16 protein-coding genes are annotated in these 20025 nt (G+C 42.3%); 3 read left to right on the forward strand and 13 right to left on the reverse strand.

What is annotated here, in order from left to right; all coding sequences use genetic code 11:
• Window positions 1-199: 199 nt before the first annotated feature.
• The 4 genes from AABK39_RS10530 to AABK39_RS10545 form a co-directional block, all read right to left on the reverse strand.
• On the reverse strand, window positions 200-1558 hold the full coding sequence (locus AABK39_RS10530) for a Gfo/Idh/MocA family protein (protein WP_338391307.1): 1359 nt from the start codon (window positions 1556-1558) through the stop codon (window positions 200-202).
• 93 nt (window positions 1559-1651) lie between these two features.
• Window positions 1652-4330: a LamG-like jellyroll fold domain-containing protein gene (locus AABK39_RS10535; RefSeq protein WP_338391308.1), complete on the reverse strand. Its 2679-nt coding sequence runs from the start codon at window positions 4328-4330 to the stop codon at window positions 1652-1654.
• Window positions 4331-4788: 458 nt separating this feature from the next.
• The gene (locus AABK39_RS10540) at window positions 4789-5727 is read right to left on the reverse strand and encodes a D-2-hydroxyacid dehydrogenase (protein ID WP_338391309.1); all 939 of its coding nucleotides are present in this window, start codon (window positions 5725-5727) and stop codon (window positions 4789-4791) included.
• A gap of 33 nt (window positions 5728-5760) precedes the next feature.
• The gene (locus tag AABK39_RS10545; RefSeq protein WP_338391310.1) at window positions 5761-6453 is read right to left on the reverse strand and encodes a rhomboid family intramembrane serine protease; all 693 of its coding nucleotides are present in this window, start codon (window positions 6451-6453) and stop codon (window positions 5761-5763) included.
• Window positions 6454-6708: 255 nt separating this feature from the next.
• On the opposite strand from AABK39_RS10545, the gene AABK39_RS10550 reads away from it, so the two are divergent.
• Together AABK39_RS10550 and AABK39_RS10555 are read left to right on the forward strand one after the other, a co-directional pair.
• Complete coding sequence (locus AABK39_RS10550; RefSeq protein ID WP_338391311.1) at window positions 6709-7254, forward strand: DUF4924 family protein; 546 nt, start codon at window positions 6709-6711, stop codon at window positions 7252-7254.
• A 32-nt stretch (window positions 7255-7286) separates the two neighbouring features.
• On the forward strand, window positions 7287-8273 hold the full coding sequence (locus AABK39_RS10555; RefSeq protein WP_338391312.1) for a type I phosphomannose isomerase catalytic subunit: 987 nt from the start codon (window positions 7287-7289) through the stop codon (window positions 8271-8273).
• A 16-nt stretch (window positions 8274-8289) separates the two neighbouring features.
• On the opposite strand, the gene AABK39_RS10560 is transcribed toward AABK39_RS10555, so the two are convergent.
• The 9 genes from AABK39_RS10560 to AABK39_RS10600 form a co-directional block, all read right to left on the reverse strand.
• On the reverse strand, window positions 8290-8574 hold the full coding sequence (locus AABK39_RS10560; RefSeq protein WP_338391313.1) for a (2Fe-2S) ferredoxin domain-containing protein: 285 nt from the start codon (window positions 8572-8574) through the stop codon (window positions 8290-8292).
• 32 nt (window positions 8575-8606) lie between these two features.
• Entirely contained in the window at window positions 8607-9740 is a 1134-nt protein-coding gene (locus tag AABK39_RS10565) for an MraY family glycosyltransferase (protein WP_338391314.1), read from the reverse strand.
• Between the two features lie 127 nt (window positions 9741-9867).
• On the reverse strand, window positions 9868-10614 hold the full coding sequence (locus tag AABK39_RS10570) for a glycosyltransferase family 2 protein (protein ID WP_338391315.1): 747 nt from the start codon (window positions 10612-10614) through the stop codon (window positions 9868-9870).
• Between the two features lie 12 nt (window positions 10615-10626).
• Window positions 10627-12972: an exopolysaccharide transport family protein gene (locus AABK39_RS10575; RefSeq protein ID WP_338391316.1), complete on the reverse strand. Its 2346-nt coding sequence runs from the start codon at window positions 12970-12972 to the stop codon at window positions 10627-10629.
• Window positions 12973-12982: 10 nt separating this feature from the next.
• Window positions 12983-13780, reverse strand: a complete 798-nt coding sequence (locus tag AABK39_RS10580; protein WP_338391317.1) for a polysaccharide biosynthesis/export family protein — start codon at window positions 13778-13780, stop codon at window positions 12983-12985.
• 213 nt (window positions 13781-13993) lie between these two features.
• The gene (locus AABK39_RS10585; RefSeq protein ID WP_338391318.1) at window positions 13994-14728 is read right to left on the reverse strand and encodes a hypothetical protein; all 735 of its coding nucleotides are present in this window, start codon (window positions 14726-14728) and stop codon (window positions 13994-13996) included.
• A 73-nt stretch (window positions 14729-14801) separates the two neighbouring features.
• Window positions 14802-16220: a CCA tRNA nucleotidyltransferase gene (locus tag AABK39_RS10590; RefSeq protein WP_338391319.1), complete on the reverse strand. Its 1419-nt coding sequence runs from the start codon at window positions 16218-16220 to the stop codon at window positions 14802-14804.
• Between the two features lie 21 nt (window positions 16221-16241).
• Window positions 16242-16766: a hypothetical protein gene (locus AABK39_RS10595; RefSeq protein WP_338391320.1), complete on the reverse strand. Its 525-nt coding sequence runs from the start codon at window positions 16764-16766 to the stop codon at window positions 16242-16244.
• Window positions 16767-16772: 6 nt separating this feature from the next.
• On the reverse strand, window positions 16773-17756 hold the full coding sequence (locus AABK39_RS10600) for a GSCFA domain-containing protein (protein WP_338391321.1): 984 nt from the start codon (window positions 17754-17756) through the stop codon (window positions 16773-16775).
• 137 nt (window positions 17757-17893) lie between these two features.
• On the opposite strand from AABK39_RS10600, the gene AABK39_RS10605 reads away from it, so the two are divergent.
• Window positions 17894-20017 (forward strand): thioredoxin domain-containing protein, encoded by a 2124-nt coding sequence (locus AABK39_RS10605; RefSeq protein ID WP_338391322.1) that lies wholly within the window; start codon window positions 17894-17896, stop codon window positions 20015-20017.
• The last annotated feature ends 8 nt before the right edge of the window (window positions 20018-20025 follow it).

The raw sequence follows: 20025 nt of genomic DNA on the forward strand, positions 1-20025 counted from the left end.
CACCCGCTTTGCCAGCTTAATACATTCCTTTATAGTGCCTAACAACCCGAGCAATTACGAAACGGCAAAATTAAGACTTATTATCCGGAATCCTTCCTTTATTCCATTTTTTTAATTTCAGCGACAGCGAACAGGCCTTAAACGCAAAAGTCCCGCCATAAGTTGACAGGACTTTCACATAAAACGCTTAATGTTTTAATTAATTGAACACATTCTCTTTTTGGTCGATTGCAAAGTAGCGCTCTCTTTTTATCCAGTTTCCTCTCGTAAAGTCCGGGAAATATTGCGGTTCGCTGTTATTGGCGATCGAACGTTCAGACAAAGGCGTCACAGCGCTCCATGAAGCGGCGTCATATACATCCAATGGCGGAGCCAAGTTATATTTGACCGCTTCCACAAAAGCGTTGTCCAAGAAATAGTCCATACCGCCATGGCCAGCTCCTTTGGCCTTAGCCTCATGTGATTTCCACATGTTATGGTCGTATTTTTCAAGCCACTTGTTAGCGTCTTCCCAAGCGTGGGGCTTGCTTTCCCCTTCCACATAAATCCTTTGGGTACCCCTGTCAAATTCAACTAATCCGTCTACGCCCTGCACATAAAATCCGAGCGAGTAAGGTCTAGGCAAATTAGTGTCGTGGGTTACGATAATGGATTCTTCGTTTGCCGTTTTGATAACGGTTGTCACCACATCCCCCAGTTTCCAGTCAAGGTTCGCGTTCTTATGGTCTTTACCTTTGGTTTTGGAAATGAAATTGGACAACCCTTTAGCCTTTGTGGCCGTTGAGGTCAAAGAAACGAAACGGTTCCCCCTGTTGATATCCAACATGGTCGCTATAGGTCCCAAACCGTGAGTCGGGTACAGATCGGCGTTTCTGAGCAGCGAATGTTGCGTACGCCAACGCGCCTCCCCTCTAGCGTTTTCACCAAATTCGCCGTCTGTAAACTTAACGTGGCGCAAATCGTGGAGGTATCCGCAACGGGCGTGACAAACCTCTCCAAACACTCCGTTTCTCACCATATTCAACACCGCCAACACATCACGGCGGTAGCACACGTTTTCCATGATCATCAATGGCGTGCCCGTCGCTTCGTGAGTGTTTACCAGATCCCAACATTCGGCCATCGTATTTGCCGCGGAAACCTCAACACCGACAAAAACGCCTTGCCTCATGGCTTCCACACTCATTGGCACGTGCCAAAGCCAAGGCGTAGAAATCACAACACCGTCTATATCATCCCTAGCAAGCATGTCTTTGTAAGCGTACTCGCTATCGGAATATACGTCCGCTTTCTTATGTCCATTTTTCGCCAAAATATCCTGTCCCCTTTTTATTGCGCCTGGATTTATATCACAGATAGCGGGAACAATAACATCCGATCTTCTAGAGATATTTCTTAGGTGAGTACTTCCACGTCCGAGTCCAACAAAAGCAATACGAACCTTTCCGTCATTTTTCTTTTTTGCACGACGTTTTGCAAAAGCCAATTCGGGCGCCAAGGCCAAACCTAGCCCCGCCAAGCCCATATTCTTTATGAAGTCTCTTCTTTCTCTACTCATATCTGTATTCTTTTCGATTAGAATTTTCAGCAATAGAGTATCGAAAGGGGTATTTTATATGGTAAATAAGGGGTAACTCAGGGGTAAATCTACCTAAACACGTTCCGTTGGTCCACGAAGCGCTTCTTCGAAGGTTAACTCGGGCTCATAGCCATAAAAATCATGATGCTCTTTTACGAATTTTTCGAAAATTTTAACCGCAACCGAACGCTTTCGGTGATTCACATAATACGAAAGCTTGAACGCTAGCGCTCCGTAGTTCAGCGAGTCATAATTTTCAAGAGCTTTCGCTATTGCCATTTTCCGGTCTTCAACATATAAATCCGAAGCCAAAACGAAATCGCAAAGATCCGTAACTTTATCCGCCAAATTCGCTTTGAACGAATCTGCCCATTCAGCTTCTAATGATGGCAAAAACTTGCCTTTCAGCAACACTTCCAAATAAGCGTCCAACTCTGACTCCCCCACGCCATTACTCCAATCCAAACCATCCCGAAGCAAAGACCAGAGAACTTCAATATCACAAAAAGCCTTTTCAGAAACTTGAATTTGCCAGTACTTATTCTCAAACACAACCTCGATTCCCTCAAAATCCGATAACACTGCCCGAAGGTTTCTCATGTAAGTAGAACGGCTGTTTTTGGCACTGCTTTCGGGGTATCCAGCCCAGAGTGTATCGCTAATCCGCTTGGAGCTTATCCCTTTCCCTGACATCCGCCCTTCCAAAAACATCAAAAGGAAAAGCTCTCTCAATTTTGGCGTGAACTTCCTGGAGACATCGTTTCCTGTCGCATCACACGCCTTAAAGCCACCGAAAAACTCAAGCGAATTACCGTTTATCTTCCTTTCTACTTTAGCTATTGGCTTTTCGACTTCAGCTACTTTGTCGGAGTTCCGCTCTTTATTTTTCTTTTTATAAAAAAACCAGAAGGCAGCAAACAGAAGCAACACTCCGCCCGAAACAACTAAAATAGTATCGTCAGTCTGCGTTTCCGGCTCGTCAGGCGGTATTACTTCCGGAATTCTGAAAACGGGACCTCCATCCTTCGTCCTACGATAAACTTCTTTGATTTCATCAGTTGACAACGAACGGTTCCAAAGACACAATTCAGTCATATTCCCTTTAAAATACTGCCCCCACAGGTTACTCCCAATCAGAAAAGAATTATCCGAGGAATTTATCGGTGACGCTATGGATTCATGAACCAATTCACCATTATAATAGAACCGAATCCGATCACCTGCGTCAAAAACATAAGAAACGTGTTGCCACTCGTCCAACTTCATGCGGCTTGAAGCTCCGTAATGATCTGACACAAAGGTCGTCGTAAACAACATTTTCTTATTCCAGAATTTCGCCGAATACGAATAGCCTTTGCCGACAATGGCTATATGATCGTTTAACAACGTAGGTTTCACCCAAGCCGTGACGGTCAGGCAATTATTTATATCAAAAACAGCATCATGGCCACAATCTATAAAAGAGGAATCCTTCTCGAACCTCGCAACCTCCCCAAAACGGTCATCAGACGTAAAATCAATATTATTCGGTTTACCATTAAGCGCTTTACCCAAATATGACTCAGTGTTTTTTCTCAAAGGATAATAACCTACCAAGTCAGCCTCCAATGACGGTTTCTTTTCTTCCAACTCCATCATACGCTTCAGCTCCGTCACAGAAAGCGCCCTCTTGTGCAGTTTCACATCGTCTAGATAACCCGAGAAAACCGTCGATTCCACAGCGCCAAAAACAAGATCGCCCTCAAAAGGAAAAGCCTTTTCTGTATCCTTGATTCTCAAAGACGCCGCTCCATCCAGCACAAATGTCAACTCGTCAGCGTCAAGACTTAACGCTACATGGTGCCAACCATAATCAATCGTAATTTCCGATTCTTGCTCTTCAGTACCTAAAAACAGAACAGGTCTTCGTTTACGTAATTTTACGCCAAACCCTTGACCTTCCTTACTCCGAAAAAACGCCAAATTATTATCTCCGCTAGGATAATGCTTAACCTTGAACCAAAAGCTTAACGACAGGGCTTCTTCCATCAACAAAGCCCTTCCTTTTTCATTTTGCAAGGAAAGTCTATCTCGTGAAGAGAACAAAGCTACTTTTCCCCGAACCGCCTCATCGACAAAGGAAGGCCTAAACAATACTGGCAATGTATTTCCCTTCAAATCTTGGGCACTACCGTCAAGCTTATAGTTGGCATAAAGACTATCTTTCAATTTCATTTCTATCGCCCTCACATGCCAAAAGCTGTCCTTATGGGCGAAAATCTTACTTGGAGAAAAAACAAACCCACGCTTATAAGGCTTTGCATATGTTTTTTTCTGGCCATCAACCGGAAAACTAAACTCACCTGTTGAAATAGCGTCACTAGATTCCCATTTCACATTCTTGAGATCCAGATCATTGCATACAACTCTTCCGTTTACTTCTTTCTTCGCATTTAATTTCGAACAGATTTCCTTGAACCTATCGTATTCCGAAAAATCCCCTATGATAACGTTCGGTTTCCTTCCGACTATCTTCCAAACATTGACATAATCTTGAGCAGACGTTAGATTTTCATGATTCTCCAAAACAAAAATCCGCGACGACTTTTCGCCAGCCCGCAATGTATATCCGTCTTTCGTTAACCTTACCGAAAAGGCATCATCCCATAAATAATTCAGCCCTTGGCTCGCTTTCGATGATTCCACACCATCCCAAGCGTAAAAGACAGCGTTATCCCGCTCTAAGATCTGATCGCCAATCCTTTTGAGCAAAGAGCGTCCTTTGATAAAAAAATAAATTCGACCCTTTTTTTCACCAAGCGACAAAACCACTTCCATAAAATTTCGAGTCCGCTCATCCGTAAAGAGCCTTCCATTATTTAAATCCAGCACAAAGCCCACTTCCTCCTCGGCGACAAGGAGCTTTTGTAAGGACTTCTTCCCTAAATCATTTTGCTTAAAGAAACTCTCAGCTTTTATGGCCACAATAGCCTTATCGGACGCAAATGATTTTAGTCGACCAAAAAAGCACAGAAGAAAAAACATCCATGCCAGAACCCTTATATTTTTCTCGAAAATCAATTCTCTCACAATTATAAAAAAGCATTTGGCCTGTCGGCCTGATGTCTGTAGAGTAAAAATACGATAATAATCCTTACTTCCTTATCGCAAAAAAGAGGAAACCTTCATAAGCCTCCCCTTTCCATACCCTCTCCGCTGGAACATTTCGCTTATTTCTCAGAAATAAAGCTCTTTATATTTTCCGAGACTAAAGACACTAATTTATTCCTAGCCTCGCGACTGGCCCAAGCAACATGTGGCGCCAAAACCAAACGGTCTTTATTCTCAACTTTCAACAACGGATTCTCCGCAAGCATAGGCTCCCGCTCAAAAACATCGATGCCCGCACCCGCAATTTTTCCATTGTCAATAGCCTCGGCCAAAGCTTCCTCATCCACAATTCCGCCTCTACCTGCATTCAGCAGAATTGCGGAATTTCTCATCTTTCCAAGCGCCTGCGCACCAATCAACTTGTCGGTATTTTCATTCAATGGTGCGTGAATCGATACAACATCAGAAGTCTCCAATAGCTCATCCAACGACAAAGAAGCGTATTCTTGATTATTGTTTTTGCCCGAGGTTGAATAATAAACGACTTCAGCGCCAAAAGCTTCCGCAAGCTTCGCCACTCGCCTACCGATCGCACCCAAACCAATAATCCCGAAGCGCTTGCCATTCAGCTCATAAATGGTTCCCGCATGATGGGTAAATAACGGAGAGCTAGTATAATCGCCACTTTTCACATAATCATCATAACTTCGAATATGATTAGCCAAACTCAGCAACATTGCGAAAGTAGCCTGAGCGACACTTTCTGTTGAGTAGCCCGCAACGTTTTTGACGGGAATGCCTTTGCTTTTCGCAAAGTCCAAGTCTACGTTGTTCATTCCTGTGGCGGAGATACAGATCAATTTCAAATCTGGGCATTGGCTGATAACCTCAGCGTCCAGAACAACCTTATTGGTTATCGCAACGTCTACACCTTGAAGTCTAGCCACAGTGTCTTCTGGAGCGGTAAGCTCATATGCAGTGAAATCACCCAAATCCTCCAACAGCTGAAAAGTATCCACTTTCCCAACCGAGGAGGCGTCAAGAAAAACTATTTTCATCTTCAAAAATCTATGGTTTGAACCTTAAAGTTATCACTTAATCCCAGACTCTTCTGGTCCATCCGAGGGTTTCCGTCTATCCTTTTCTTTTTCCTCCGATTTTCGGTAAACATAACGCATCTCCAGCCCCCCTGGCAATGTATGATTATGCCTAGAAAGTGGCGGTTCAACGTGCGGACCAAGCGCCGCCACAACTTTGGTCACGCGGTTTCTTGTCTTATATCTATGATAATAAAACGCACAGAATACTCCGGACAAGGCCCCAAACAAATGCGACTCCCAAGACACATCCCCATTTCCGGGAATTAATCCATAGATCATCCCCCCGTAAAGAAGGAAAACAATCATCGCAACCGCAATCGATTTCGGATCTCTACGTAATAGCCCTACCATAAACAGAAATGTCACCATCCCATAGACCAATCCGCTGGAACCGATATGATAAGCCTCTCTGGCCGATAACCACACCCAGAAACCCGAACTCACATAAATCCAAGCAAAAACCTCAAATGCGATACGGTCATAAATATAAAAAAGACCGATTCCCAAAATCACCAGAGGCAAAGTATTCGAGAAAAGGTGTGATGCGCTACCATGAATCAATGGTCCGGTAAAAATCCCAATAGCCCCTTCTATTCTCCGTGGCAAAATCCCCAGAAAACCAAAATCAGACTTTGTAGCCCACTCCACACCGGTTACCAGCCAAAGCACTCCGACAAATGCCATGGTAACAAAAACACTCCGATAAAACAGCCTCGATTCAACTGACACCTTCACCTCCTTGAATTTGATTACGCCTCTCCGGGATTGTACTTACCCGTGACCTTCCAGCTAACAACTCAAGGGAATCAAAAAACGTTCTTAACAGCTAACAATTTCATTATTTTATCAAAATATTACTTCAAATAAGATTACTACTTACTAAAACCTCAGCTTTGTTAGGTACTCGATGTTTGCGATATTCGCACAAAATCTAACGCAATGATCCCTAACAAAAGCTGGAAAGATAAAAACATCGCTGAGCGCATCGTAAAACTCTACCAAACCGAAGAGTTGATTCGTGCTTTTGACTTTGATATAGACTTGATATACGAGCACGTGCTTAAGCACCTTCCGGTGGAGCAACAAGAACGTAATGAGGTAAAAGCCCAGTATCTTGATTTTTTGGAAAAAATGAAGGCTGAAGGGCTTGACTCCAACCCCGGCCAGCACCTCCAAAGCACACAAGCGTTAGTCTCCGAACTTGACGATTTACACATCCAACTTCTTGGAAACGATTCGGATTACCGGGCGGTTTTCGCTATCTGTAGGCTCGAAATCAGACGCTTATCAGAACTGAACCCAGACAAAAACATCACGCCCGTCCAAGTCTGTTTAAACGCTATGTTCGGATTTCTTCTACTCAGGCTCAACGGCAAAAAGATCAGCGAAGAAGATGAGCGTGGCATAAAACCAATTGGAGAATTGCTCTCACTGCTCAGTTTTCACTATGACAAGAAGGATAGAGAAAACGGGCAACTCAAATAAGTATAAAATTTTTTAACACAATAATATTTCAAATGAGACAAGAACTATATCCGCTGAAATTCGAAACGATTTTCAAAGACAAAATCTGGGGCGGAAACAAGATAAAGGAGGTTCTGGGCAAAGACTACGGATCGCTACCTAACTGTGGTGAAACTTGGGAAATCTCAGGCGTAAACGGAAACGTATCCGTTGTGTCAGAAGGCCCTCTCAAAGGCAAGGACCTACAATCACTTATCAAAGAATACAAAGGGGAACTCTTGGGGAACCCTATTTTTGAGCGCTTCGGTGATGAGTTTCCATTGCTAGTGAAGTTCATCGACGCAAACGACGATCTCTCTATTCAAGTGCACCCAGACGATGTATTGGGCATGGAGCGCCACAACTCAAAGGGCAAAACCGAGATGTGGTACGTAATGCAAGCCGACAAGGACGCCAAGCTTATCGCCGGGTTCAACAAGCCGGTTAGTAAGGAAGAGTACCTTGAGAGCTTGGAGAACGGAAAACTCATGGATATTCTCAATGAAGAGAATGTTTATGACGGAGACGTATTCTTCTTGCCAGCCGGTCGTGTCCACTCCATTGGCAAAGGGATTCTTGTAGCTGAAATCCAACAGACCTCGGACATCACTTACAGAATCTACGACTTCGACCGAACTGACGACGAAGGCAACAAAAGAGAGCTTCACAACGACCAAGCCGTTGACGCTATTGACTTTGGTTTTTACGAAGAATACAAAACACCGTATGAGCAAAAGAAAAACGAAACCGTTGGTTTGGTCAGTTGCCCGTACTTCACTACTAACAAGCTTTCGTTTAGCGAGCCTGTAGCTTTGGATTACCAACAACTTGAATCTTTCGTAATCTACGTTTGTTTGGACGGATCAATGGCTATTAAAACAGGAAACGGTGAAGTTTCACTTCAAAAGGGTGAGTGCCTCTTACTCCCCGCAAACACAAACGAAGTGGAGTTGACCCCTACTTCAGAAGAATTCACGATTCTTGAATCTTATATCGCATAAAATAAAAGAGGGAGCCTTAAGCTCCCTCTTTTTCAATTTCTTTCCTGATTTTTCTCATTATCTCCTCCTTCGTTTCGTCATCAGCCTTTCCATACCAAATATTCATCGGCTGAAGACTTATAACAGGAGCTAATTTACAGTTTCCGGTACAGTCAGTCTTCTGAAGCTTAACCTTTGATTTTAGACCTTCTTCCTTTACGTCTTTCTTCAATCCTCGGTAAAGATCTTTCCCTCCCTTTTTTTTACACTTCGACGAGTTACAGACAAAAACCGTAATCCCGGGAACGTCCTTCATTATCATAGGCTTTTCCCTTATAACACGAAACTAACCTATTAAGGTTTTTGAAATGTTCTAAGCACTTTACGCCCTCTCCAAACCCAACGCCTTGTTCTGGATCCTTTGGTGTTCATTGAATTAGTATTCACTATTGCGTAATACAGCACAAACAAGGTCACAATAAATACCAATGACGCATTTATGGAAACAGTTTCTATAATCATACTCAAGATCACAATTGTTACCAGTTGAAAAATTGCAAGAGTAATTGTGATTTGTCTATGTAACAAACCTAACTGAAGCAAAAAATGGTGAACATGATTTTTATCCGCAGAAAACGGGGACATCCTTTTACTAAGTCGGTAGATAAAAACTCTCAACAAATCAAAAAGCGGAATCATAAATAAAACGAAACCAATAATAGGTGCATTGTGGAAACGGTAATCAGTAACCATATCGTTAAGCTGAATAAACCGGGTCAATTGAAAAGCCAGAAGAAAACCTGTAATAAGCGAACCTGTATCGCCCATAAAGATCTTATTCTTATCTGAAAAATTAAACCTCAAGAAACTCACTAAGGCGAAACTAACCGAAATAGATAGTAATGCCGAATTAGAATCCCCTACAACATAAAACCAAACGCCACAAAACAAAGACATTACAATAGCCAATGTAGCCGCTAATCCATCAACTCCATCAATGAGATTGTATGCATTTACGATCACGACAACAGTAAGTGTCGTCACTAAATAACTTACTGGTTCCGGCACGGCATACAACCCAAAGAGACCGAAAAAGCTTGTAATCCGTATATCCGTAAAATAAACTAAGATAAACGTGGCTAGTATCTGGGCTATCAACTTCTTTAAAGGATCAATAACCAGTATATCATCTTTAATCCCTATAAAAAAGAGAATGACCAAGGAAGCCATAACATAGTTATTTACTTTAGCATCTGTGCCAAAAAGTAACATTGACAGTGTTACAGCGATAAATATCGCTACACCTCCTAGATTAGGCACCGCCGTAGAATGGGCGCTCCGATCATTAGGCTGAGCGTGCAAAGATTTCATCTCCGACACCTTTAATATAACAGGAATACTCACGTAACTTAACACAAAAGAGAGTCCCCCGACTAACACTAACCTCACAACCTCTTGAAATTCAGGATCATAAATTACCGATTCCATAACTAAGTATAGATTTTTCCGAAATCAACTAAGCAAAAGTACAAATAATAATTGCTTAGTGTAAATTTCAATCGAATTAAGATCTAAAAAAAACGAATAACCAATTTTTTATTACTCAGAAAAAATATTATCCAATCCACTGGGCGACCTTCGATAATGGTTTTAAATATCTAGTAAAGAAATATGGCTTTAAGTTATTAACCATCCACGCACGATGATCACTATTATTCGCTTTTATTCTATTCTTTAATGACACATTACTCATTCCACCATTCCGCATTTTCATTGTTACCTTAGATAGGTATGATGCGGATACTTCAAAACGGTATAAATACCTTAACATAAATTCGTAATCAGCGGCACTACCAAAATCTAAACGATACCCTCCATATTTTTTCACTAAATCTTTTTTAATAAAAAACGTAGGGTGCGGGGGCATCCAACCCCATAAGAATCTCTTCTTAGAATAAGGTCCAGAGTTCCAATTCCTGACTACTTTCTCGGTATTCTCCGCATCTACATACTCTAAATCAGCATACAAAGAATCAGTTTGAGAGTCTTTTAGTATGTTAACGATATCAGAAACACACTGTGGGTACGCTAAGAAATCATCAGAATGAACCAAACCCACATACTCTCCTGATGATAATTCTATGCCTTTATTAATAGCATCATACATTCCGTTATCAGGCTCGGAAACAAACTTTGAAATTTTGTCTCCGTAATCCCTTACCAGCTCAACCGTTCCATCGGTTGAGCCCCCATCTACAATAATATATTCTAAACTAACATAATCCTGTTGTAATACAGAGTCAATCGTGTCAGCTAATGTCTTAACATTATTGTAGGTAACAGTTATGATGGAGATCTTCATTTCACAAAAAAATTATGATTTCGTATCGGCGTAGTAATAACTATTTTCTTTTATATAACCATAACCATTTACCCCTCCATAACTTCCATATTTAGTTCTATTTATTTTAATCCCGTTGAAAACGATGGAAACATCACGGAATTTACCTTGTTCGTTAAGCTCTTGTAAATGCTTAACCGAAGCTTTATGTGACACATCTTGTCTTACTACCACAAGGTTTACATCAGCATACTTCAGTAATTCAAAAGTATCCGAAACCAATCCTAATGGTGGTGTATCTATTACAATTACGTCAAATTGTTCTTTCAATTCCTGCATTAAAATTTGCACTCGCTCGTTTACCAAAAGCTCAGCAGGGTTAGGAGGTATGGTACCACCATGCAAAACCCACAAGTTCTCTTCTTTCGCTTTTACCACGACTTCATCTACTGTTACGAGCCCCGCCAAAAGATCACTAAGCCCTTTTGGTTGTTCCACATCCATATAACTTGACAGTTTTGGTTTTCGTAAGTCAGCACCAATAATCAATGTCTTGCTTCCAGAAAGAGCATAAACACTTGCTAAGTTAATTGAACAGAACGACTTACCTTCCCCGCTAATCCAAGATGTTAAAAGGATGGTTTTCGCTCTAATACCGTCAATCCTCTTAAAGTAATATTGTAGATTAGCGCGTAAGCCACGGAAATGTTCGGCGATCATTGATTTAGGGTTATCGCTAACCACTAATTGAGCCTTGGATTTAGAATGTCCAATATACCCTAATATCGGCACCTCCGTATTATCCAGAACATCCTCCTTATACTGAACACGTGTATTCAACAAATCAAGCAGAAACAGTATCCCGATGGGCAAACCCAATCCGATCAAAATTGCAACAAGAAAAGTTCTTTTGCGATTAGGCGCAACAGGAAACCTTCCAACAGAAGGTAGCCTTACCACTTCATAGTCGGACGTTGTACTGGCTCTCGCTATACTTAGTTCCATTTGCTTTTCCAACAAACGGTCAATCGTCTTTTCATTAAGCCCAATTATTCTCTGCAGTTTATGCAAAGCCCTTCCTGTCAGTTGGTACTCTCTAACGGATCCTTTTAATGTTTCTATATTTAATCTATTCTCGGCAGTCTGCTTTCCAAGCTGAGTTCTCAGCTCCGTAATATGCTCCAAAAGGTTGTTCTCAAACTCTTCCAGGGGTTGATTAACACGACCCAATAACGGATTATTCCTATTCCCCTTATTCCGGACATACTCTTCAGTCATTTTTGCCTCGATATATCCAGTCAACAATTTGTCAAGTAAAGGAAATTGATCAGGTAGAATAACTGGAGCGAAAGCATTATTATTACCTTTCTTTTCCTTCAGGTATTTCTCTACATAATCTAAATACTTTTCGCTTAACCCTAACTTCAGCTGTTCTTCATACAAAAGCTTGAGTCGTTCAAAAACGATTTTGGACCCTTCGATATATTCAAAATTTTCTACTTTAAAAAGATCTATTTCTTGATCGTATCCAGCCAAAGAGTCCTTCAAATTCCCAAGCTGTTGTTCAATAAAAGAAATAGTTTGTGTAGCGTATTCATTTTTATTTTTAAGACCATTTCTTATCACAACCGAAAAGAATGCATTCAGAAAATCAACATCTTTTCTAGGTGTTGCCCCTGTCATTCCGATTTGGATAATGGAAGAGTTTTTATATGCCCAACCAATATTCAGTCTGGATTGATAATGGTTGATCATTGCCCTGCGATTATTGACTTGAAACAGTAAGTCAACATCATCAGCTTTCTTATAATTGTACCCTTTAATCCGAAAACGAAAACCGTTCAATTCATACCACTTGTCGAATTTAAATTTCCTTCCCTCTACTACTGTAGCCCAAATTTGATCTTCGGTTCCCAATACAAACTCTTGGTCTGATTCTTTTTCACAAAGAAACATGGTACCATACGGGATACGATTACCGCTTTCCTCTCTGTCCACTTCAACCTCAAAGGGCTTACCTGGATACACTTCTGTGAGACGAACATCTCCTTTAGTGTAATAGCTCACTCCGAAATCAAGTGTCTCAAGCGTTTCATTTATATTAAATGTCGAATTAATTAAGGCTATTTCTTGATTGATATCAGGTGTCTTTCGAAATAGGTAGTCCCCGCTTATCGCATCCAATGGTGAATGGCCTTTTTCCCACTTCTTGCTCAATAGTTGTGAGCTAACACTATAAATCGGAGTCGCATACCTATTCATCACAAAAGCGATGGACACCGAAATAATTAATGACGCTACTACCCAATACCAATTAGCCAATAACTTGAAGAGGATTTTCTTCAATTGCTCAAGGTTCTCGTCCCCTTTATTTTTCATCCTCCTATTATCAATTGAGTGATTTAATTAGCGCCACGATAGAAACGGCCGCTGTCAATAACTGGAAGGTGGTAGAAATATCTTTTAAACCATAATTCCTAAATGCCTTTGCCTTCAACGGAGCAATCACAACTACATCGCCCGGATGTATGTAATAGTAATTCGAGGCTAAAAAATTCTCATCTAACATGTTGACATAGGCAACTTCAGAGGCGCCATTCCGCTTCCTGACAATTTTGACTTCTTTACGGTCTGAAAACTCATCAAAGTTGCCGGCAAAAGATAATGCTTCAAACAATGTTGTTTTTGGCTTATAAGTTGTATAGACTCCAGGCGATTTGATTTCGCCTACAACAGTAAAACGGAAATTCAATATCTGAACACGCACTATCGGATTGTCCAAATATCCATCCTTAAGCTTATCTTCTATAAGTTTTTCGGCTTCGGTAATGGTCATCCCATCAAGTCCCACTTTCCCCAATTTCGGAAGCTCGACACTTCCATTTTCACTTAATTTAAACCCTAAAGCCTTATCATATTGGGTTGGCCCTTTGATTATACCGCCATTTGGAGTTAAAGGGACTTGTTGATTGTTCACCCTGTTACTTGAAGGATCTTTCAAGTACAAGTATTCGCCCATTTCGTACGCATACTTGTATATAAAATCAAGATCTGACTGATCTATCGACCCAACTCTAATCGATATTATATCGCCTTGTTTTAACCTTAGGTCATAGTCGGGCAATTTATAAGTCGAATAAACTTCACCAGATTTCACATTTTCTAATTCGTGATCCGGTTGCAACAATGTCACCTTCCGTTTTGTAACACATGCGCTAAAAAGCAACATGAACAGAAAACATACCCCTCCCTTTGAGATCCAATTCATTTTCCTCGACAAAATAAAGCTTAAGCTTGTACGCTCTGAGATTTAAATATTCTCTTAAAAACGGGGGCAAGTTAATTAAAAAAAGTATCAGGGAATACTGATACTTTAAAATTTTCACAAAAATAAAATGGATTATTTCAACTTATCCAGCTCTTTTTTGGGCAACGAAAACTCTGGAGCCTCCTTCAGCGACTCTTCGAAAAACTCCTTCGCCTTACCTTTATTCCCCGCTCTCAGTTGGATTAACCCTTTGAGATTCAATACGACAGCGGACATCGACACCTCAACATTTTTCTTATTATCTCCTTCAAAAAGCAATTTAATCTCTTTGCTTTTCGGGGATTTAAGAATAATGTTAGCGTTGGCCTCGGCTTCGCTATCTCTCTTCAGATCATACTGAACAAAAGCCAACCTATACAATACATTTATGTCTTGAGTTTTCAAATATAACGTTTCATAAGCCTGAGCCGACTTTTCCAAAGCACCGATCCGTTGGTAAGAACTTCCTGAAATTTCCAACGCTGCCTCATAGTCCGGGTTTAAGCTCAAGACATCATTCATAACGAATACCGACGAGAAAAACTTCCCTTGCTCATAGTACAAATAGCCCAACTGGAATAACAGCGAATCGTTAGCTGGATCCATCGTTACCATCCTGTAAAGGGCATCCTTAGCTACTTCCGTATCATTATACTTCCTCGCCCGGATATATACTTGCTGATTAAGCCTGAACAAAGGGTTTGATAACACAGAATTAGCTTTCCCTTCCTTTTCACTCTCTTTATTCGCTTCATTATCCTGAGCCACAGAAGGCACAGACGCACCTATAGCCAAAATAAAGAATACGATTATTGCACAAAATCTCATAACAAAAAATATTTGGGTTTAATAAAACCTGACTATTCTAATTCCAATCGATCAGGTTGCTTTTCTGATATATTTATTCACTTTTAGGAGTCAGGCCCTTTTCCAGTCCCAACTCTTTCATCAATGCCCAAGCTTCCTCGTGATCATTCCTAATTCGACCTTCTAAAACCGCATCTTTAATAGCGTCTTTAATCTCCCCTACCGTACGGCTTGGCTTCAAATCGAAAAACTCCATGATCTGTTCCCCCGTGACTGGCGGTTGGAAATTACGGACCTGGTCACGAGCTTCCACATCTTCTAATTTCCTTTCCACTTCGTCAAAATTGGAAAGATACTGTTTCACTTTTTTGTCGTTCTTTGACGTAATGTCGGCGCGACAAAGCTTCATCAAGCTTTCCAAGTCATCTCCGGCTTCGAAGAGCAATCTTCTGAGCGCAGAATCCGTAATGGTCTCTTTCACCAAAGCAATCGGCCTCAGGTGAAGACGGACAAGCTTTTGAACGAACTTCATATTATCGTTCAACGGCAATTTCATTTTCCTGAAGATCTTCGGCACCATTCTCCCGCCCAAATCTTCATGACCATGGAATGTCCACCCCGCTTTCGGATGAAAGCGCTTTGTCTGTGGTTTTGCGATATCATGCAGAATCGCAGCCCAACGCAACCACAAATCATCCGAAACCTCGGAAACATTGTCCAACACCTGCAAGGTATGGAAAAAATTATCTTTATGCCGTTTTCCGTTTCTTACTTCAACGCCATGCAGGTTTGTCATTTCGGGAAAAATCTCCTTCAACAAACCCGAATGAAACAGCAATTTAAATCCGTAAGAGGGCGTTTTAGACAGTATAATCTTATTAAGTTCGTCCGCTATCCTTTCTTTGGATACGATCCGGATTCTGTGAGTATTTTCGGAAATAGCCGCAAAGGTATCAGGCTCAATATCGAAAGAAAGCTGTGAGGCAAATCGAATAGCCCGCATCATACGCAACGGATCATCCGAAAATGTTATCCCGGGGTCAAGAGGCGTCTTCATCGTCATGTCACGCAGATCCTCCATTCCGTCAAACGGGTCTATCAAATCGCCGAAATTCTCTTTGTTCAGACTCAAGGCCATGGCGTTGATTGTAAAGTCCCTGCGGTTTTGGTCGTCTTGTAACGTACCGTCTTCCACAATCGGTTTACGAGAATCCCTGTTATAAGACTCTCTCCTCGCTCCTACAAACTCCACTTCCCATTCGCCGGCGTTGATCATCGCCGTTCCGAAATTTTTGAAAACCGTGACTTTTGCGTCACCCAATCGTTTGGCTACCTCGCGGGCAAGCTTTATTCCGCTGCCTACGCATACTACATCTATATCTTTGGACGGTCTTTTCAGGAAAATATCCCTGACAAAACCACCAATCACATATGTCTCCAATCCAAGCGACTCGGCGCTTTCTGAAATTTGAGCAAATATTTTATTCTTCTCTAAAAACGTTGCGTAATTCATTCTCCAAATTTACCGGACGCCCTATGCGTCCCAGAATTTCACCTCTCCTTCCAAACCCAAAGACATACGCTTTGGATTAGGTTCGAAACCTATTTCGCTAGCCTGCAAATGTAAGACTTTCTTGTCCAGTGTCAAAACACCGACATCCTTGGCAGAAGCCTTCAGGTGCAAACAAAACACTCCCCTTCCAAAGTTGTAGATCAGCTTATGGATAGCTTTTTCCTTGCAAACCCGCACAAACAATCCTCCATCATTTTCGAGTAGTCCTTCGGCCACATGCCTGCCACCCGGAAGACAGATTGAAAGCGGTTTTTCAGAAAAATCGATTATATCCCAAGCCAAGTCGGGCATTTTCGTGACGTAATCCTGAATCCAACCGACATCCGGCACCAAGACCTCCTGATGAACGATCAATTCGCCCAGCTTCTCTCTCGCATTCTCATAACAACTCTGAATGCGGATATCTCCCAACAGAAATGTCTTGGCTCCAGCATCTATAAGTATATATTCCTCATTTCTAAGATGCGCAACGGCTTCTCTCATCATTATTCCTCACTTTATTTTTTCCAATTCATTTTTCACCTGTGAAATTTCTTCCTCCACATCTATTTCTCGAGTAAGAGTCTCTAGTTTTTTCAGTGTATTCATCAAAAACTTTTGATGCGACTCCGTCCCCGAATGCAACGGTCTGTGTTCCAAAGCCATTTTTATTTTTTCCCATTTCCGCAAGAACGCATCGGCCTCTTCGGAAAAATAATGCCCTACAAACTTCCGCCACACATATTCCTCCGCCATTTCATTCGGATGAGTGAGGTCTTTTTTAAAGAACCTGTAATCCCTCAAATCATCCGTCACCAACTCATAACTTGGGAAATAGGAAACATTCTCAAAAGAATCCACAAGTTCCCCGCACGCCACTCTCAATACGGCTTTGCTCAAACTATTCGCCTCCATTCCGTCACGCAGATGCCGTACCGGACTTACCGTAAGCACAATTCGGCAATCCGGATTCAACGACGACAACCTTGACGCAAAAGACGTAAAACCATCCGTAATTTCGTTTACGGACAGCATCCGCCTTTCGAATTCCTTAGCGGGTCGTTTATGACAATTGGAAACCAACCTTCCTGAGTCTTTTCTATGATAAACAATAGAGGTTCCGAAAGTAATGAATATGACCTTGCATGCTTTCAAAAAGCTCATTGCCCTCAGTTTCCTTACACCAATCTCTTTTTCCAGACTTCCCCTTTCCTTCGCGAAAACATCGGAATGAAACTGGAAATTAAGATGCACGCCGTCCCTTTCGATAAAATCCTCGTCTTCCAACGAAGCGTTTTCGATCGCATCATTAAGAGACCGGAAGATCGTCAAAGGATTAAATAATGTTCCGAAGGGATTGGCCAGAACACGAAACTTGTTTTCCGAAAGATGGGCACCTATCACGTCGGAAAAACAGGAACCTATTGTCATAATCCCGTCTTCCAAGCCCAACTTCCAGGGAGACGGAGGCAAAACCAATTCGGCACGAAAGTCCATCGCATTCAATTTTTTGGTCGAAAATTCACTTAACTTGCCTTTGTCTGGCCACAAAGATAACCAAACGCTCACATTCGAAAAGTGACGGCACTCAACATAAACCTAACATGTCACTTTTTTGGAAAAACCGACCTACAATGTATACCCAAACCCGAATTTGGACAACAATATTCGCCTTTGTTTTGTGTTTGGCAAACTGCAAAGCGCAAGACAGGCAAAATGACAATCACTTGAAAAAAATGCACAGCAACCGCCTCATTAAAGAATCCAGCCCCTACCTGCTCCAACACGCCCACAACCCGGTGGATTGGTTCCCTTGGGGACCCGAAGCTTTCGAAAAAGCCATAAAAGAAGACAAACCTATCCTGCTAAGCGTCGGATATTCTTCTTGCCACTGGTGCCATGTGATGGAGCGTGAGTCCTTCGAAAACGAAGAGATCGCGAATGTGATGAACGATCGCTTTGTCTGCATTAAACTGGACCGCGAGGAACGCCCCGACATAGACGCTATTTATATGGACGCCGTACAACGGATGGGTATTCGTGGTGGCTGGCCTTTAAATGTTTTTCTAACTCCTGACAAAAAGCCCTTTTTCGGAGGCACGTATTATCCTCCACAAAAATGGACGAGCATACTTGTCAATGTTTCAGAAACATATAAAAGAAGAAAAGACGACGTTCTGGCATCCGCCGAAGACATGGTGGCAACCCTAAAAAAAGGCAATTCCGCTTTCTCTTCTTCGGAAATCGGCTCCGCCCCAATTCAACTAAACGACTTGGAAATGCACGCCAAAACCCTAACCGACGGGGTGGACTTCGAACTCGGCGGTTTTGTCGGCGCACCAAAATTCCCGATGCCTTCCGTTTGGAGCTTCCTTTTCGACATGCGCTCAGTCACTGGAAACATGGATTTTTACGAAGCCGGCGAAAAAACGCTTACAGCCATGGTCAGAGGCGGAATCTATGATCAAATCGGAGGCGGATTCGCCAGATATTCCACCGACTCAAGATGGTTCGCCCCGCATTTCGAAAAAATGCTCTACGACAACGGCCAATTGCTTAGCCTTCTGGCCAAAGGTTACGCGCACTCCGGCAATGAGGAATTCCGGGACGCGGCCATGGAAACCGCCATTTTCCTAAAGCGGGAAATGACCGGCGAACACGGCAATTTCTATTCGGCGCTTGACGCCGACAGCGAAGGCGAAGAAGGGCGGTTTTACGTCTGGGAAAATCAGGAATTAACAGGCGCCCTTTCCGAAGGAGATTTCGAATTAATAAAAACATACTACGGCGCTACGGCGCAAGGCAACTGGGAACATGGAAGAAATATCCTTTTCCGTTCTCAAAACCCTAAAGATTTCGCCGAGAAAATCGGCGTCTCGGAGAGTATGCTAAAAGCCAAAATCGCATCATTAAAGTCGACCCTACTCGATAAACGTTCCAAAAGAATCCGACCAGGGCTTGATGACAAAACAATTACCTCTTGGAACGCACTCACAATTTCCGGTTTAGTGGACTCGTACACAGTCTTCGGTGACAAGATTTATTTGGAAATGGCCCTAGCGAACGCCCACTTTCTGATCAAAAACCTAAAACAAGGCGAAAACCTTTTCCGGGCGTATAAAGACGGAAATGCATACAACAAAGCCTTTTCCGAAGACTACGCCCTACTCGCCGATGCCCTGATCTCGCTTTACCAAATTACGGCGGACGACAAATGGCTAACGGAAGCCGAAGCTTTAACCAAAACAGCGATCGAGAAATTCTACGATAAAACGGACGGCTTCTTTTTCTTCGCCGAAACAGGCGGGTCCGAACTCATTATCCGCAAAAAAGAACTGTACGACAACGTCATTCCCAGCTCAAACGCCGTCATGGCACATGTGCTTCTTCGCCTCGGCCATCTCGACGCCAACGACGAATACATAAAAATGGCGGACAAAATGCTAAGCAATATCGAACCGCTTTACAACAGAGGCCTCAGGCACCTGCACCATTGGGCCAGATCTTCCGTCCTCAGGTCATCTACCGTCGCCGAAGTGGTGATAGTCGGGCCAAAAGCGAGAGAATCGGCACGGGAAATATTAGCGAAGCAAACTCCCGGCATTGTGATTTTGGCGAGTGAAAAGCCCTCATCCAAACGGAAACTTCTTAAAGAAAAAAATGCCGTCAACGGCAAAACGACTTTTTATGTTTGTTACGGCAAGACCTGCTCCAAGCCCGTACAGACAGTCGCTGAAGCTCTGAAATTATTGCCATAAATCCTTCG

It is taken from the genome of Fulvitalea axinellae (assembly GCF_036492835.1).
Lineage (GTDB): Bacteria > Bacteroidota > Bacteroidia > Cytophagales > Cyclobacteriaceae > Fulvitalea > Fulvitalea axinellae.

Bases quoted from the DNA above. Each gene is read 5' to 3' on its own strand.
- AABK39_RS10550 (WP_338391311.1), top strand. From the start codon at position 6,709: ATGATCCCTAACAAAAGCTGGAAAGATAAAAACATCGCTGAGCGCATC.
- AABK39_RS10545 (WP_338391310.1), bottom strand. From the start codon at position 6,453: ATGGCATTTGTCGGAGTGCTTTGGCTGGTAACCGGTGTGGAGTGGGCT.
- AABK39_RS10605 (WP_338391322.1), top strand. From the start codon at position 17,894: ATGTATACCCAAACCCGAATTTGGACAACAATATTCGCCTTTGTTTTG.
- AABK39_RS10575 (WP_338391316.1), bottom strand. From the start codon at position 12,972: ATGAAAAATAAAGGGGACGAGAACCTTGAGCAATTGAAGAAAATCCTC.
- AABK39_RS10555 (WP_338391312.1), top strand. From the start codon at position 7,287: ATGAGACAAGAACTATATCCGCTGAAATTCGAAACGATTTTCAAAGAC.
- AABK39_RS10590 (WP_338391319.1), bottom strand. From the start codon at position 16,220: ATGAATTACGCAACGTTTTTAGAGAAGAATAAAATATTTGCTCAAATT.
- AABK39_RS10570 (WP_338391315.1), bottom strand. From the start codon at position 10,614: ATGAAGATCTCCATCATAACTGTTACCTACAATAATGTTAAGACATTA.
- AABK39_RS10565 (WP_338391314.1), bottom strand. From the start codon at position 9,740: ATGGAATCGGTAATTTATGATCCTGAATTTCAAGAGGTTGTGAGGTTA.
- AABK39_RS10585 (WP_338391318.1), bottom strand. From the start codon at position 14,728: ATGAGATTTTGTGCAATAATCGTATTCTTTATTTTGGCTATAGGTGCG.
- AABK39_RS10600 (WP_338391321.1), bottom strand. From the start codon at position 17,756: ATGGACTTTCGTGCCGAATTGGTTTTGCCTCCGTCTCCCTGGAAGTTG.
- AABK39_RS10560 (WP_338391313.1), bottom strand. From the start codon at position 8,574: ATGATAATGAAGGACGTTCCCGGGATTACGGTTTTTGTCTGTAACTCG.
- AABK39_RS10540 (WP_338391309.1), bottom strand. From the start codon at position 5,727: ATGAAAATAGTTTTTCTTGACGCCTCCTCGGTTGGGAAAGTGGATACT.
- AABK39_RS10530 (WP_338391307.1), bottom strand. From the start codon at position 1,558: ATGAGTAGAGAAAGAAGAGACTTCATAAAGAATATGGGCTTGGCGGGG.
- AABK39_RS10595 (WP_338391320.1), bottom strand. From the start codon at position 16,766: ATGATGAGAGAAGCCGTTGCGCATCTTAGAAATGAGGAATATATACTT.